At 61.7% G+C, this 14366-nt stretch carries 13 protein-coding genes; 12 read left to right on the top strand and 1 reads right to left on the bottom strand.

The genetic code is table 11. The annotated features are described in order from the left end of the window. Window position 1: 1 nt before the first annotated feature. The 12 genes from I6E60_RS00135 to I6E60_RS00080 all read left to right on the top strand — a co-directional run bounded on the left by I6E60_RS00135 (window position 2) and on the right by I6E60_RS00080 (window position 13172). Complete coding sequence (locus tag I6E60_RS00135; RefSeq protein WP_197121845.1) at window positions 2–1360, top strand: DUF1501 domain-containing protein; 1359 nt, start codon at window positions 2–4, stop codon at window positions 1358–1360. A gap of 97 nt (window positions 1361–1457) precedes the next feature. Then, window positions 1458–2279, top strand: coding sequence for an ABC transporter ATP-binding protein (locus tag I6E60_RS00130; protein ID WP_197121843.1), 822 nt, complete (start codon window positions 1458–1460; stop codon window positions 2277–2279). 13 nt (window positions 2280–2292) lie between these two features. Then, window positions 2293–2973, top strand: a complete 681-nt coding sequence (locus I6E60_RS00125) for an ABC transporter permease (RefSeq protein ID WP_197121841.1) — start codon at window positions 2293–2295, stop codon at window positions 2971–2973. Window positions 2974–2976: 3 nt separating this feature from the next. After that, the gene (locus I6E60_RS00120; protein ID WP_197121839.1) at window positions 2977–3756 is read left to right on the top strand and encodes an ABC transporter permease; all 780 of its coding nucleotides are present in this window, start codon (window positions 2977–2979) and stop codon (window positions 3754–3756) included. 8 nt (window positions 3757–3764) lie between these two features. Further along, window positions 3765–4685, top strand: a complete 921-nt coding sequence (locus I6E60_RS00115; protein WP_197178254.1) for an ABC transporter substrate-binding protein — start codon at window positions 3765–3767, stop codon at window positions 4683–4685. 99 nt (window positions 4686–4784) lie between these two features. Beyond that, window positions 4785–5972 (top strand): ROK family transcriptional regulator, encoded by a 1188-nt coding sequence (locus tag I6E60_RS00110; RefSeq protein ID WP_197121835.1) that lies wholly within the window; start codon window positions 4785–4787, stop codon window positions 5970–5972. A gap of 145 nt (window positions 5973–6117) precedes the next feature. Next, window positions 6118–7005 (top strand): carbohydrate ABC transporter permease, encoded by an 888-nt coding sequence (locus tag I6E60_RS00105; RefSeq protein ID WP_197121833.1) that lies wholly within the window; start codon window positions 6118–6120, stop codon window positions 7003–7005. A gap of 3 nt (window positions 7006–7008) precedes the next feature. Then, window positions 7009–7953, top strand: coding sequence for a carbohydrate ABC transporter permease (locus I6E60_RS00100; protein ID WP_197121830.1), 945 nt, complete (start codon window positions 7009–7011; stop codon window positions 7951–7953). A 97-nt stretch (window positions 7954–8050) separates the two neighbouring features. After that, a complete protein-coding gene (locus tag I6E60_RS00095; protein WP_197178253.1) occupies window positions 8051–9400 on the top strand; it encodes a sugar ABC transporter substrate-binding protein in 1350 nt (449 codons plus the stop codon). Between the two features lie 87 nt (window positions 9401–9487). Next, window positions 9488–11602, top strand: a complete 2115-nt coding sequence (locus I6E60_RS00090) for an alpha-galactosidase (RefSeq protein WP_197178252.1) — start codon at window positions 9488–9490, stop codon at window positions 11600–11602. A 51-nt stretch (window positions 11603–11653) separates the two neighbouring features. Continuing rightward, window positions 11654–12403: a FadR/GntR family transcriptional regulator gene (locus tag I6E60_RS00085; RefSeq protein WP_197178251.1), complete on the top strand. Its 750-nt coding sequence runs from the start codon at window positions 11654–11656 to the stop codon at window positions 12401–12403. Between the two features lie 31 nt (window positions 12404–12434). Further along, window positions 12435–13172 (top strand): SDR family oxidoreductase, encoded by a 738-nt coding sequence (locus I6E60_RS00080; protein ID WP_197178250.1) that lies wholly within the window; start codon window positions 12435–12437, stop codon window positions 13170–13172. 48 nt (window positions 13173–13220) lie between these two features. On the opposite strand, the gene dgoD is transcribed toward I6E60_RS00080, so the two are convergent. Then, window positions 13221–14366, bottom strand: a complete 1146-nt coding sequence (dgoD, locus tag I6E60_RS00075) for a galactonate dehydratase (protein ID WP_197121820.1) — start codon at window positions 14364–14366, stop codon at window positions 13221–13223.

The following is a 14366-nucleotide window of genomic DNA, read 5'->3' as shown; positions in this document are numbered from 1 at the left end:
AATGACCGAGACCCGTTTCCTTCACCCTGACTGCCCAGACTGGCGACAGTTGGGTCCGACTGATTTAGATTCCGCAGTGCGAGCCCATAGCGAGATTGTGGTGGCCGAGGAGACGGCACGACGCGAGCTCTGGTCGAAAGGCTTTACCCGCCGACGGATGCTGCAGGGCGGGCTCATGGCCGGAGTCGCCGCTATCGGCTCCCAGATCGTGACCACGCAGGCGTCGTACGCGGCCCCCGGCTCGCCTGACACGGGTGCGCTTATCGTGGTCTTCCTCCGCGGTGGAATGGACGGTCTCTCCGTGCTGGTTCCGGCTACCGACGCTGACCTCTTGAAGGCACGCCCCGGCATCGCGGTCAAAGAGAACTCGGGTCTCATTGCCTTCGAACGCGGTTTCGGGTTGCACCCGGCGCTGTCTGCCTTGAAGCCGATGATGGCTCAGGGCAAGATCGCTGCTGTGCCAGCTATCGGCACGCCCGACCTTTCGCGAAGCCACTTCCAAGCGCAGGATTGCCTCGAACGCGGTGGCTCCGCTGGCAGCGCTTCGCAAACGGGGTGGCTCAACCGCGCTCTTGAGCAGAGCGGTCCAGGAACGACTTGGCGCGGGGTGGGGGCAAGCGATCGTCTTGCTCGCTCTCTCGTGGGTGGTTCGAATGCGCTCGTTGTTCCTGACCTCGAGCGCATGGCGATTGACGTGGATGACTCGCTCCTTGAGCCCACTCGCACGGCCCTTGCAAGTCTCTACACCGGGCTAGATCACCCGATCGCGCAGCAAGCCAACCTCGCTTTGAGCGCCTCCAGCGAAGCCTCCGAAATTGCGGCTTCCGCTGGAGACGCGAAAGCGCGTGGCTACGGGGACGACAACTTCTCTAGCGACCTCGCGACGTTGGCCAGCCTCATCCGGGCGAATGTGGGCCTTCGGGTTGGCACGTTGGATCTCGGTGGCTGGGACATGCACACCGACATCGGCACACCAGACAAGGGCGACATGCACGACATGCTCAGCGCTGTGGGCAACGGTCTCGCGGCATTCTTCGCTGACCTTGGCCCGAAGGCTGACACCACCACTGTGGTGCTCATGAGTGAGTTTGGTCGTCGCGTAGGTCAGAACGACAGCTCAGGTGTTGACCACGGTCACGGCGGCCTCGCCATGGTGCTCGGTGGCGGAGTCAAGGGCGGCGTGCACGGCAAGTGGGAGGGCCTCGGGGCTGATGTGCTCGATCACGGCGACGTTCCCGGCAGCAACGACTTCCGCGATCTTCTTGGCGAGGTCGTCATGAACCGCCTCGATCTCAGCGCGGCCGACGCCAGCATCATCTTCCCCGACTGGAAGGTGTCGCCGATTGGCGTGATGGCGTAGCTGCCCGGGGCGACACAGCCCGCAGCGAATAGACTAGAGGCTGTGGCGAGCCCGACACCCGTCGATCGTCACGCTGACGGGGGATGAGCTGCGGGTCATGATCGAATTCAGAAACGTCACGAAACGCTTCCCCGACGGTACCCTCGCGGTCGAAAACTTCTCTCTTGTGCTGCCATCGCACAAGGCAACCGTGTTCGTGGGTTCGTCTGGCTCAGGCAAAACAACCTTGCTCCGCATGATCAATCGCATGATCGACCCGACGTCAGGCGAGGTGCTGATCGACGGCGAGGATGTGGCCACCTTCAACCCCGTCACACTGCGTCGTCGAATTGGCTATGTGCTGCAGGCGATAGGCCTTCTTCCGCACCGCCGCGTGGTTGACAACGTTGCTTCGGTTCCACGACTCACTGGTGTTTCCAAAAAAGATGCTCGCCAGGGCGCATTGCAACTGCTCGACACCGTCGGGCTTGATCGCGCGTTGGCAGACCGGTACCCCGATCAGCTCTCGGGAGGCCAGCAACAGCGCGTGGGCGTGGCGCGAGCGCTCGCCAACAACCCCGACATTCTTCTGATGGACGAGCCGTTCGGCGCCGTTGATCCGATAGTGCGAGCAGAGCTTCAACTCGAACTGAACCGTTTGCAGCGCGAACTGGGCAAGACCACGGTGTTCGTCACCCACGATATTGACGAAGCATTCGCTATCGCGGATCAAGTGGTGATCCTCAGCGATGGCGGCGTCATTGCACAAGTCGGCACGCCGGCCGAAATTCTCGCAAACCCAGCCAGCGATTTTGTGTCGACTTTCATCGGCGCCGACAAGGGAAAGCGCACGCTTCGCTTGCAGCATCGTGACGGTGACAATGCGACGTTGGTCGTCGATGCTGATGGGCGCCCCGCCGGCATCCTCGAGGCCGACTGATGCAGGCTTTCGTATGAGTTGGCTGTTCGAGAACTTTGAGTTGGTGGCAGAACTCACGCTCAACCACGTAGCGCTCAGCATTCTGCCCATTGTGCTGGGATTCGCCATCGCCGTTCCGCTGGGATGGTTGGCCAATCGCTGGTCGGCCATGCGATCAGTGGTGGTTGCTGGCGGAAGCTTGCTGTACACGATCCCGTCGCTGCCACTCTTTGTGATGCTGCCGTACCTGCTCGGCACGAAGATTACGGATGACCGAAACATTGTTGTGGCGCTCACTATCTATGCGGTCGCCATGATGGTGCGTACTGCGGCCGACGCGCTCGCGGCGGTGCCCGGAGCGGCTGTGGAAGCGGCGACGGCCATGGGGTATTCCGCGTGGAGTCGATTCTGGCTTGTCGAGTTTCCGCTAGCGGGGCCGGTGCTGCTCGCCGGCCTGCGCGTAGTTTCGGCGAGCACTATTGCGCTGGTCTCGGTCGGAGCGATCATCGGGTCGGCCAATCTGGGATACCTGTTCACGAATGGAAAACAGCGGGACTTCCTCGAGGAAATCCTGATCGGAATCGGCGCGAGTCTGCTCATTGCTCTGGTGTTCGACGTGCTGCTTGTCTTACTTGGGCGCCTCCTCATGCCCTGGATGCGTCGCGGCGGCCAGTCCACCCGGGCGCGCCTTCCTCTGCGCGAGAGGACGGTCTAGCCCATGCAGTTCTTCCTCGATGCCGTTCGTTGGCTCACCGACCCCGCTAATTACGCTGCCGGCGCGCGGAATCCTTTGCCGATCCAAGAGCGCATTGGAGAGCACCTTCTCTACACCGTGGTGGCAGTCGCCATTGCTGCGGTGATCGCACTCCCGCTGGGCTTTTACATCGGCCATACCGGGCGCGGGCGCCAGTTCGTCATCGGCTTCACGGGCGCAATGAGGGCGCTGCCCACTCTGGGTCTACTGATGGCGCTCTTCGTCATTGTCGGGGCAACCGTGCCGTTTACTCGCGCGGCGTTCATCGCCTCCATCATCGCGCTCGTCGTTCTCGCTATTCCGTCGATTCTGGCTGGGGCGTATGCCGGGATCGAGTCGGTGGATCGGAATACGGTCGACGCCGGGCGCGCGATGGGAATGACCGAGCTGCAGATCGTGACGCAGATCGAGATCCCGCTCTCGCTGCCGCTGATTATCGGCGGAATTCGCGCATCCGCCCTCCAAGTTATTGCTACCGCCGTGATCGCGTCGTATATCTCGCTCGGCGGCATCGGAACCATCATCTCGAGCGGCATCGGCCTCAATGACAACAACCGCATTTTGGGCGGGGCCATTCTCGTCACGGTGCTCGCGCTGGTTGTTGATGGCCTCTTTGCCATCGCGCAGCAGCTCACCAAGCGCCGAAGCTCTCCCGGCGCCCCACGCCGGAACACACACGTCCGCAGCCGGTCATTCGGGTCCGCTGCGGTGGCGGGAACAACCGCCCACGAAGGGGAGAACTGATGTTCACAATGAAGAGGTCACGGATCGCTATCGCGGCCGTCGCAACCGGAGCAGTGGTCGCCTTGACCGGGTGCGCAACGTCTGACCCCACCGACAGTTCCGCAGGTGACTCCACGGATGCGTCAGCGATCGTCGTCGGCTCATTTGCTTACCCCGAGAGCGAAATCCTCGGCAACATTTATGCTCTCGCGCTCGAAGACGCGGGCTTTGAGGTCGAGACCAAGTTCAACCTCGGCCCACGCCAAACCACCATTCCTGCGCTCGAGGATGGCTCGATCAGCTTGATGCCCGAGTACAACGGCAACCTGCTGTTCTTCTATGACACCGAAAACGAGGCTCGCACCACCGCCGACGTCGACAGTGCCTTGGAAACCACGGTTCCCGACGGTTTCCGCGTGCTCGACTCCTCGCCCGCTGAAGACAAGGACGCCTACGTCGTCACTCAGGAACTTGCTGATGCCGAGGGCCTGGTTTCCATCGGAGACCTGAAGAAGATCGAACCGTTTAGCCTCGGTGCTAGCCCGCAGATCGCGGAACTTCCCTACGGCATCCCCGGACTCGAAGAGTTCTACGGCCTCAAGGACATCACGTTCGTTCCGATCGAAGACTTCGGTGGACCCGACACTGTGAAGGCTCTCGTTGACGACGCTGTCCAGGTCGCTGACATCTTCACGACCTCGCCTGACCTCGTCGCGAAGAACCTCGTTGTTCTGGAGGACCCCGAGAACTTGATCGCCGCACAAAACATCGTGCCGCTGCTCAACTCGAACATTTACAGCGATGAACTCGCCGACGTGCTCAACCGCATTTCGGCCGCGCTCACGACCGAGGACCTGATTGCCCTGCGCGATCGTGTCGAAGGAACTGAAAAGGCACAGGCCGCAACGGCCGCCATGGACTGGTTGACCGACAAGGGTCTGCTGGGCTAACTGCTTGCTAGCGAGGCGCCCCGTGCACTAGCGCAGGGCGCCTTGCTGTGCGTTGAGGCCTCGCACGTTGCGGACTCACGCTGCGGTAGCCTCAGTGTCATGTCTGAGGCCAAGTCGATGAGTTCAGTAGAAAACGGTGCGGAATCGCGTCGAGTCGATGTGCTCTCGCCGACCACGGCTCTCGCCCGTGCCATCCTGATCCACGGCCCCATCCAACGCGGTGAGCTGCTGAAGCGACTGCAGCTAACGCCGCCGACCTTGACGCGGCTATCCAAGCCTCTGCTCGACAGTGGACTCATTGTCGAAGCCGGGGAGACGTTGAGCGGCACTGTGGGTAGGCCGATCAAACCTCTCGACATTCCGCCGAACCCGCGTCGCTTCTTGGGCGTCAAGCTGACGAGCGAGACCGCCTTCGGCGTCGTGTCAGATCAGCGTGCCCGAGCGTTCGCTCGCGCCGATCGTGCGCTGGCTAGCCATGATGTCGCCGACGTGATCGACGCTATCGTCGCCCTATTCGCTCAGCTTAACGACGACGGTCAGAATGCCATCGCCGGCGTCGGCGTTACCGTCGGCGGCCGGGTTATAGACAACCGTGTCGTTGATAGCGTGCGCTTTCTGGAGTGGAAGTCGGTCGATCTCGGGGGAGCGCTTGAAGCGCGCCTCGGGGTTCCGGTTACGGTCGAGAACGACCTCATTGCGCTCATGGAGGGCGAACACTGGTTTGGGCTCGGTCGAAGCATGCGGGACTTTGCAGTGATCACGATCGGCGCGGGCGTCGGTTATGGTCTCGTCTGGGACGATACGGTGATCCGCACAGCCGAGACCGGAATCGAACTGGGTGGTCACTTGCCACTCGAGCCGGGAGGGCCCCGCTGCTTCCGCGGGCACGAGGGGTGTGCCACTGCGATGCTGACGGTAGACAGCATCCGAGCGCAGGCGCAGGAGGCGACCGGTGCAGAACTGAGCTACGAAGAAATTCTGAAACGGGCAGCGGCGGGCGACCCCGCTTTGCGCGCTGTCGTGGATCGGGCAGCGCGAGCGCTTGGCCGTTTCATCGCGCTCGCAGCCAATCTCGCGATGGTTCATGAGGTGTTGTTGGCAGGGGAGGGCACGGGCATTTTGGATGTCGCCCGCGACGAAGTGTTGCGAGTCGTGCAGGAAGAGCGTGACCCTGATGCAGACCCGATCTCGCTCGTTGTCGACGAAACAGGGTTCGGAATCTGGGCCAAAGGTGCGGCAGCGGTCGCGATTCAAACGTCGTTCGACCGTTCGATCTCAGCCCTGTAGGTTTCGCACGCCGCGTGCGGTGCGCGCCAAGAGGCTCGCGCCCGACCGTTTTGTTGCGCCGAAAAACTTTCACTTTGCCCCTTGACTCTATTACTTCCGTAGTGGAATAATTCAGGCAACGACGACGTTAGGTGGGATTCCGCTCATGGCAGCAAAGGTCAGTAGGGATAATCAGATCGTTCCGGCGATGCTGTTTCTCATTCCTGCCAGCATCGGATTCTTAGCTTTCTTTCTGTGGCCGACCATCCGTGGTCTCTACCTCAGCTTCACGGATTACAACCTGCTGAGAGACCCCACCTTCATCGGTTTTCAGAACTACATCGACATTTTCAACGATGCCGTCTTCTGGCGTTCGATGGCTGTGACATTCCAGTACGTCTTCATCAACGTCGGGCTCCAGACAGTCATTGCCTTGGCGTTAGCCGTGCTGATGCACCGCTTCACCCGGTCGATGATCATCCGGGGTGTCGTCGTATTGCCGTACTTGATCGCTAACGTCATCGTCGCGCTGGTCTGGTTCTGGCTCGCCGACTACAGCCTCGGTCTTATCAACGCTGTGATCGAAGGAATCGGTCTTAACAAGATTGGCTTCTTCGGCAGTGAGGCCTGGGCAATGCCCACGATCGCGTTCGTCAACGTCTGGCGCCACGTCGGGTACACCGCGCTGCTGCTCTTCGCCGGCTTACAAGCCATTCCCCGTGATGTCTACGAAGCAGCAGAAGTGGATGGCGCTGGCGAGTTCCGAGTGTTCCGAAGCGTCACTCTTCCCCTGCTTCGTCCGATCCTCGCTTTCGTCTTGGTCGTCACTGTTGTCGGTTCGTTCCAGATCTTCGACACCATCGCCGTCACCACTGGCGGTGGCCCGGTCGACGCAACCCGAGCGATCAACTTCTACATCTTCGAGCGAGCATTTGAAAGGTTCGACTTCGGCTACGCCTCGGCACTCGCGGTCATTCTGATGATTCTGCTCGCCACCATCGCGCTCATTCAAAACCGCCTACTGCGGGCCAACGAGTCAGACATGGAGAGGTAGATCATGTCCACCAGCACACGTACTAAGCGGGTAAAGAAAGTTCGGGCGAGCAGCGCCGAAGATCCCGCAATGGCTAAATCACCGGTGTCTAAGTTCTTCGGCCGGTTGGCTCTCGCGATTGTCGTAATCATTACGTTGTTCCCGATCTACTGGATGGTGCGTACGGCCTTCAGCGACAACCGGGCGATGTTCGGTGAACCGCTCTCGCTGCTGCCGGTCGACTTCACCCTGGGCCCGATCGAGCGAGTTCTCGGTCTAGCAACCCCCGAGGAAGCGATTGCCGAGGGAGGTTCGGGAGCATCGATCAATTTCGGTCTCTACATGCTGAACTCGATCATCACGGCCACTCTCATCACGGTGTTCCAGATCGCGTTTAGCGCCATGGCGGCCTACGCCTTCGCACTGCTCAAGTGGAAGGGGCGCGATGCGGTCTTCAATCTCTTCTTGGTTGCGTTGATGGTGCCCGTCATCTTCACGATCCTGCCCAACTTCGTGCTGATTAAAGAGTTGGGGTTGCTCAACACAATCATCGGCATCGCTCTGCCCGCGATGTTCATGACACCGTTCGCAATCTTCTTCCTTCGCCAATTCTTCTTTGGCGTAAACCTCAGCATCATTGAGGCGGCAGTGATCGACGGTGCAAGCCAGTGGCGCATCTTCAGCCGTATCGCCGTGCCCTTGGTCTGGCCGCAGATCATTACGTTGGCGCTGTTGCAGTTCATCTTCTACTGGAACGACTACCTGTGGCCGCTTCTGGTTGGCACCACAGAGGAGTCGAAGCTGATCACGGTCGGCCTCGGAATCTTCCGCTCGCAGACTCCCGCGGGAAACCCCGACTGGGCGGGCCTCATGGCCGGTGCTCTGCTCGCGGCGATCCCCATCTTCGCCCTGATCCTGATCTTCGGTAAGCAGATCGTCGGATCCATCCAATCGTCGGGCGTGAAGTAGCCGACGACACCACCATTATTTCGCTCCGCACTGAGCGATCATGCGACCGGATCAGCATTGTCGCTGAACGGTTGATCCCCAAGAGAAAGAGAAAGCAATGACGAAAGCACTAGCGGGAATCGCTGCCCTTGCAGCGGTGCCCCTTGTCTTGGCCGGTTGTTCCGCTGGTTCCACTGACGCAGATGGCCCTGTAGAAATCAAGTACAGCCTCTGGGATGCCAACCAAATGCCCGCGTACCAGCAGTGTGCTGATGACTTCCACGCGGCAAACCCTGACATCACGATCTCGATCGACCAGTCAGGGTGGGAGGATTACTGGCAGAAAATCAACACCGGTCTCGTTTCTGGAAACAGCGCCGACGTCTTCACGAGCCACTTGGCGTACTACCCCGAGTTCGTGCTCAACGATCAGATACTTCCCCTCGACGACTACATCGCAGCCGATGGCGTCGACACCTCGATTTACCAAGACGGACTCGTCGACCTGTGGAAGAGCCCCGAGGGAGTTCAGTACGGACTACCCAAAGACTTCGACACGATCGCGCTCTTTTACAACCAGCAGCTGACGGATGCCGCGGGAGTCACGGCAGAGCAGCTCGGCTCGCTTGACTGGAACCCGAAAGACGGCGGAACCTACGAAGACGTCATCGCCCACCTGACCGTTGACAAAAACGGTGTGCGCGGCGATGAAGCTGGCTTCGACAAGAATAATGTGAAGACTTACGGCATTTGGTTTGAAGCCTCCAACGCCGGCGCCCTTGGCGATGGTCAAACACAATGGAGCTACCTCGCGGCAGCGAACGGTTGGGAAGCAACCGATGGCCCCTGGGGCAGCTCATACAACTTCGACGCTCCTGAATTTCAGGACACCATTACGTGGTGGCACTCGCTCATCGAAAAGGGCTACATGCCTTCCCTCGCAGCTCAGACCGGTATTTCCTGGTCTGATCAACTGACCGCTGGATCAGTAGCGTTGGCAAGCAATGGCTCATGGATGACCGGTTACGTGTTCGGTGCAACAACTGACTCCTTCACTCCAGCAGTTGCGCCAACACCGACCGGTCCGACGGGCGAGCGTGCGTCGATGTTCAACGGACTGGCCGACAACATTTGGGCGGGTACGAAGCATCCTGAAGAAGCGTGGGAGTGGGTCAAGTACATGGGCTCGCTCGAGTGCCAGTCGGTAGTAGCCGATGCTGCCGTCGTATTCCCCGCGATTCCTGAAGCGACGGATGCCGCCGTTGAGGCCTTCGCCGCCAACGGTGTAGACGTGAGTGCTTTCACGGTTCAGGTGGAGGAGGGAACGACGTTCCTGTTCCCCATCACCGACCACAAGTCTGATGTGAACGCACTGATGACGCCGGCGATGGAAGCAGTGATGTCGGGCAAGGAGCCTGTCTCGTCGCTGACTGCCGTCAATGACCAGGTGAACGCGCTCTTCAAGTAGCACCCGCTGTAACCAGGTGGCCATCCGTAACCCCGTACGCGGGTGGCCACCTCTTCTGGGCTCTAGCCCGCCGAAAGTGAATGAATTATGACCGCGCAGAACCTTCACCACCTCAGCGCAGCGGGGGTTACCCTCGCGATTGACACCTCGAGCGGAACGCCGCACATCATCCACTGGGGTGACGACTGGGGTCGGCACTCCCTCGACGATCTGGCGGTACTGCACGCCGAGACTGCCGTCGCACCCAACGGCGACGTGAGTGCACCGACCGGACTGTGGCGCGAGAACGCCCGGGGATTCTATGGTCGCCCCGCGGTGAGCGCGCACCGGGCCGGAGCCGACTGGACTCAGCGTTTCGACCTGACGTCGGCCAGCGCATCCGACACCGCCTTGAGCTTTGAAGCAGAGGATGCCGCAGCAGGCATACGAGTCTCGCGCTCGTTCACGATCACCGCTTCGGGAGTGCTGCTGATCGATTCGACGATCACGAACGTGGGCGCGGCCGGGCTTCAGGTCGACGAGTTCGCTATCTGGATGCCGCTGCCAGACGCAGCAACAGAGTCGATCGACTTCAGCGGACGCTGGGTCAACGAGCGTCAAATGTTCCGCCGGGAGATTCAGCCCGGACTGTGGAGCCGGGAGATTCGGGAAGGCCGCACGAGCCATGACTCTACGATCATGGAGTTCGCGACCACGCCGGGAGCCACGTTCCAGAACGGTTCGGTCTGGGGTCTCGGGCTGATGTGGAGCGGCAATTCGCGTCACATGATCGAGCGCACCGCCACCGGTCAGACCGAGATGGGTGCCGCCGAACTGCTTCTTGCTGGCGAAATGATTCTTGACGCCGGAGCCAGCTATCAGGCCCCCACTGTGGTCGCCGCTTTCGCTTCCGACGGCTTCGACGGCGTATCGCACCGCGTTCACGAATGGCTGCGGGCGCGACCTGCTCACAAGGGGGCGGCAACTCCCCGGCCCCTCACCCTCAACGTGTGGGAGGCGGTTTACTTCGACCACAGCTTCGACAAGCTCAGCGCCCTTGTGGATGCCGCAGCGGAGGTCGGCGTCGAACGTTTCGTTCTCGACGATGGGTGGTTTGCGGGGCGCCGCGACGACAACGCCGGATTGGGCGATTGGGTGATTGACTCGGCGGTGTGGCCCGAGGGTTTGACTCCGCTCATCGACCGCGTCACGGCGGCCGGAATGCAGTTCGGTCTCTGGTTCGAAGGCGAGATGGTGAACGCCGACTCTGACCTGTACCGCGCGCATCCGGAGTGGATTTTTGGTGCCGACGGCCGCATCCCGGCTGAGGTGCGCAACCAGCAGGTGCTCGACCTGACTCATCCCGGCGCCTACGCGCATGTTCTCGGGCAAGTGGATGCGGTGCTGAGCGCCAACGCGATCTCGTACATTAAGTGGGATCACAATCGCCCGCTGGTCGAGCCTTCGCACCTCGGTCACGCCGCCGTGCATGAACAGACACTCGCGATCTATCGCTTGTTCGATGAGATCAAGCAGCGGCATCCGCACGTCGAGATTGAGTCGTGTGCGTCGGGCGGGGCACGTATCGACTTGGGCATGGCGCAGCACGCCGATCGTTTCTGGGCATCCGACTGCAATGACGCGCTTGAACGTGAACGCATTCAGCGCAACACGATGTTCGCGATTCCGCCGGAGATGCTCGGCACCCACATTGGCCCGACGCGGTCGCACACCACGGGGCGAGTGCACACGCTGCAGTTCCGGGCCGCCATCGCGCTGTTCGGGCATGCCGGTATTGAGTGGGACATCACTGAGTGCACGCCAGAGGAACGCGCCCAGCTGGCCTCGTGGGCGCAGTATTACAAGGACAACCGCGCGCTGCTGCATAGCGGCCGCGTGGTTCGACAGGGTGACGACGATGCTCCCGTTCATGTCATGGGCGTCGTTGCCTCGTCTCAGGATGCGGCGATTTACAGTTACGTTCAATTGCGTGGCATTGGGTCCAGCATCCCTGCCCGCATTCGGCTGTCAGGTCTCGACCCGGATGCGCGCTACAGCGTGAGGCTCGTCGAGCCCGCTGGTGCGGCGCCGCCGTCCGCTCGCTCGATCCCGCAGTGGTGCGCGGGGGCTGAGGTGAGCGGACGGGCGCTGGCAGAAATGGGGCTCTTGGCGCCGATCCTGTTCCCCGAGAGCGCAGTCATCATCGAGACCAGAAGGCTGTGACCGCGGCGGTGTTCTCGGCGCACTGATCGTGCGCGCAGTATTATCGCGGTAATGACTACTTTCTCTCGCCGGGGGCTGCACGGGCACGTTGTTGACGTGCTCGGCCGCCGCATCATGCGGGGCGAACTCGCTTCGGGAGACATCATCGATCCGGATGCGCTGCTCGCCGAGTTTCAGGTCAGCCGCACCGTTATTCGCGAAGCGATCAAGGTTCTTACGACCAAGGGGCTCGTGGATGCGCGGCCACGCCTCGGCACCTATGTCACCCCGCGTGAGCGCTGGCAGCTTCTCGATAGCGACGTCATGACCTGGCGGTCTGAGGGCGTGCCCGACCCGCTGCTGGTGCTGGAGCTCAGCGAAGTGCGCCAGGTGCTGGAGCCCGCCGCCGCCCGTCTCGCTGCCGTGCGCCGCAGCGATGAGCAGTGCGCCGAGATCGAAGCCGCGATGGTCGACCTCGCGGCAACGTTCGAGAACACCGAGGTCGCCTCTCATGTGAAGGCCGACTTGGCTTTTCATCGGGCCATCTTGGCGGCGTCCGGCAATGAACTTTTGGCGCGCTTTGAAGTGGTGCTCGAGCCAGCGCTTCACGCCCGCGATGAGCTCGCGTTTGCGCACGAAACCACCACCCAGTTCTTGGATGAGCATCGGGCTGTTGTCACCGCGATCCTGGCCCGCGACGCCGAGGCCGCCGGCACCGCGATGAAGATTCTCATGGATCAGTCGAACCGGGACTCCGAAACTATTGTGAGCAAAGACCCCTCCGGGGCTGCCCTCGTCGCGAACCGAAAGTCGGCGCTCTGATGGCGGCCCTCGCGACCGGAAGGCTGCACGCATGACCCGCACCGTGCTCATCACTGGCGCCGGCAACGGCATCGGCGCCGCTGCCGCACGCCTCTTTGCGGCCTCCGGCGACGATGTGGTCGTCACCGATATTGACGTGGATGCCGCTGCCGCGGTTGCCGCCAAGATCGTCGCGGCCGGTCGCGCAGCCACCGCCCATCGCCTCGACGTCGCGGACTCTGAGCAGTGGGAGGAACTCTCGCGTGAGCTGCGCTCCGCGAATCGCCCGCCCGCCGTCATCGTGAATAACGCGTTCTTTCAAGTGACCGGCATCGCGCACGAACAGAGCGAAGACAACTGGAACCAACAGCTCTCGGTGACGCTGTCATCCGTGTACCGGGCGATGCGTACTTTCCACGACACTCTCACCGAAGCCAAGGGCAGCATGGTGAATGTGTCGAGCGTGCACGGAGTGCTGTCCTGGGCCGAGCAGCCTGCGTACGGGGCAGCGAAGGGCGGGTTGATTTCGCTCACGCGTCAGCTTTCGCTCGACTACGCGCCGCACGTGCGCGTGAACGTCGTGCTTCCGGGATCGATCGAGACTCGTCAGTGGGATCACCAAACCCCTGAAGCGCAAGAGTTGGCGCGACGCCAGGCCACCCTGCAGCGGCTGGGTAAACCTGAAGAAGTCGCCTCGGTCATCCAATTTCTGGCTGGCGACGGTGCCTCGTACATCACGGGCGCTTCGCTCGTTGTCGACGGCGGCATGACAACGACGCTCGGCGCTTAGCGGGCACTCGCGGCCGCGCGCTCGGCTACCGCTGGCGTTGCCGACCGGTTACCACTCGGCGAGAGACCCGTCGTCGTGACGCCACACAGGGGAGCGCCACTGGTGCCCGACCTTGTCGGCGGCGCGTACGGCAGTTTCATCAATGTCGATACCGAGGCCTGGAGCAGTCAGCCGCTCAATGTAGCCACTCGTGAAATCGAAAACGCTCGTATTCATCAGGTATTCGAGCACGTCTGATCCGACGTTGTAGTGGATGCCGATGCTCTGTTCCTGAATCAAGAAGTTCGGTGTGTTGAAGCCGACCTGCAGGCTCGCCGCCAAGGCGATAGGGCCAAGGGGGCAGTGCGGCGCCAGCTGAGCATCAAACATGTCGGCGAGGGCGGCAATGCGGCGCACTTCGGAGATACCGCCGGCATGGGAGAGGTCGGGCTGCACGACCGCGACACCGGCCTGAAGCGGCCCGAGGAACTCGTTGCGGGAGAAGAGGCGCTCGCCGGTGGAGATCGGGATCGATGTTGACGCCACGATGCCGTCGAGCAGGTGTGACTTTTCGGGTACAACAGGTTCTTCGACGAAGAGGGGAGCGTAGGGCTCGAGGAGGGGGAGCACACGACGGGCGTTGGCGACGGTCATCCGTCCGTGGAAGTCGATCGCCATGTCGCGGTCGGGCCCCAAAACTTCGCGGGCGAGCGCGGCCCGTTCTACAACCTCGTCGATGGCCCTGACGGTGCCGATGGGCTTCATCCGTCCGCTGCCGTTCATCTTCACAGCGGTGAGGCCAGCCTCCAGCTGTTGCGCAATATTGTCGCGCAGCTCGGAGGGTTCGTCACCGCCAACCCAGCCGTACATGCGGATGCGGTCGCGCACGGCACCACCGAGAAGGTCGTGAACGGGAACGCCATGAGCTTTGCCCGCGATGTCCCAGAGTGCTTGGTCGATGCCGGCGATAGCGCTGGAGGCGACGGGGCCGCCGCGGTAGAAGCCGCCGCGGGTGAGCACTTGCCAGTGGTCTTCGATGCGAGTGGCGTCGAGGCCGATCAGGTATTCGGCATACTGTTCGACGGCGGCGCGCACGACGTCGGCCTGGCCTTCAACAACCGGTTCGCCCCAACCGACGATGCCGTTGTCGGTCTCGATGCGCACGAACAACCAGCGTGGTGGAACGAGAAATGTTTCGATGCGTGCGATCTTCAT

Origin of the sequence: Salinibacterium sp. SWN167 (assembly GCF_015864665.1) — a bacterium.
Classification (GTDB): Bacteria; Actinomycetota; Actinomycetes; order Actinomycetales; family Microbacteriaceae; genus Rhodoglobus.
Note: the sequence above shows the minus strand (reverse complement) of the source record. Positions and strands in the feature narration are given on the sequence as shown.

Excerpts from the sequence above, each read along its gene's own strand:
- I6E60_RS00135 (WP_197121845.1), top strand. The coding sequence starts at position 2 with ATGACCGAGACCCGTTTCCTTCACCCTGACTGCCCAGACTGGCGACAG.
- I6E60_RS00130 (WP_197121843.1), top strand. The coding sequence starts at position 1,458 with ATGATCGAATTCAGAAACGTCACGAAACGCTTCCCCGACGGTACCCTC.
- I6E60_RS00125 (WP_197121841.1), top strand. The coding sequence starts at position 2,293 with ATGAGTTGGCTGTTCGAGAACTTTGAGTTGGTGGCAGAACTCACGCTC.
- I6E60_RS00120 (WP_197121839.1), top strand. The coding sequence starts at position 2,977 with ATGCAGTTCTTCCTCGATGCCGTTCGTTGGCTCACCGACCCCGCTAAT.
- I6E60_RS00115 (WP_197178254.1), top strand. The coding sequence starts at position 3,765 with ATGAAGAGGTCACGGATCGCTATCGCGGCCGTCGCAACCGGAGCAGTG.
- I6E60_RS00110 (WP_197121835.1), top strand. The coding sequence starts at position 4,785 with ATGTCTGAGGCCAAGTCGATGAGTTCAGTAGAAAACGGTGCGGAATCG.
- I6E60_RS00105 (WP_197121833.1), top strand. The coding sequence starts at position 6,118 with ATGGCAGCAAAGGTCAGTAGGGATAATCAGATCGTTCCGGCGATGCTG.
- I6E60_RS00100 (WP_197121830.1), top strand. The coding sequence starts at position 7,009 with ATGTCCACCAGCACACGTACTAAGCGGGTAAAGAAAGTTCGGGCGAGC.
- I6E60_RS00095 (WP_197178253.1), top strand. The coding sequence starts at position 8,051 with ATGACGAAAGCACTAGCGGGAATCGCTGCCCTTGCAGCGGTGCCCCTT.
- I6E60_RS00090 (WP_197178252.1), top strand. The coding sequence starts at position 9,488 with ATGACCGCGCAGAACCTTCACCACCTCAGCGCAGCGGGGGTTACCCTC.
- I6E60_RS00085 (WP_197178251.1), top strand. The coding sequence starts at position 11,654 with ATGACTACTTTCTCTCGCCGGGGGCTGCACGGGCACGTTGTTGACGTG.
- I6E60_RS00080 (WP_197178250.1), top strand. The coding sequence starts at position 12,435 with ATGACCCGCACCGTGCTCATCACTGGCGCCGGCAACGGCATCGGCGCC.
- dgoD (WP_197121820.1), bottom strand. The coding sequence starts at position 14,366 with ATGAAGATCGCACGCATCGAAACATTTCTCGTTCCACCACGCTGGTTG.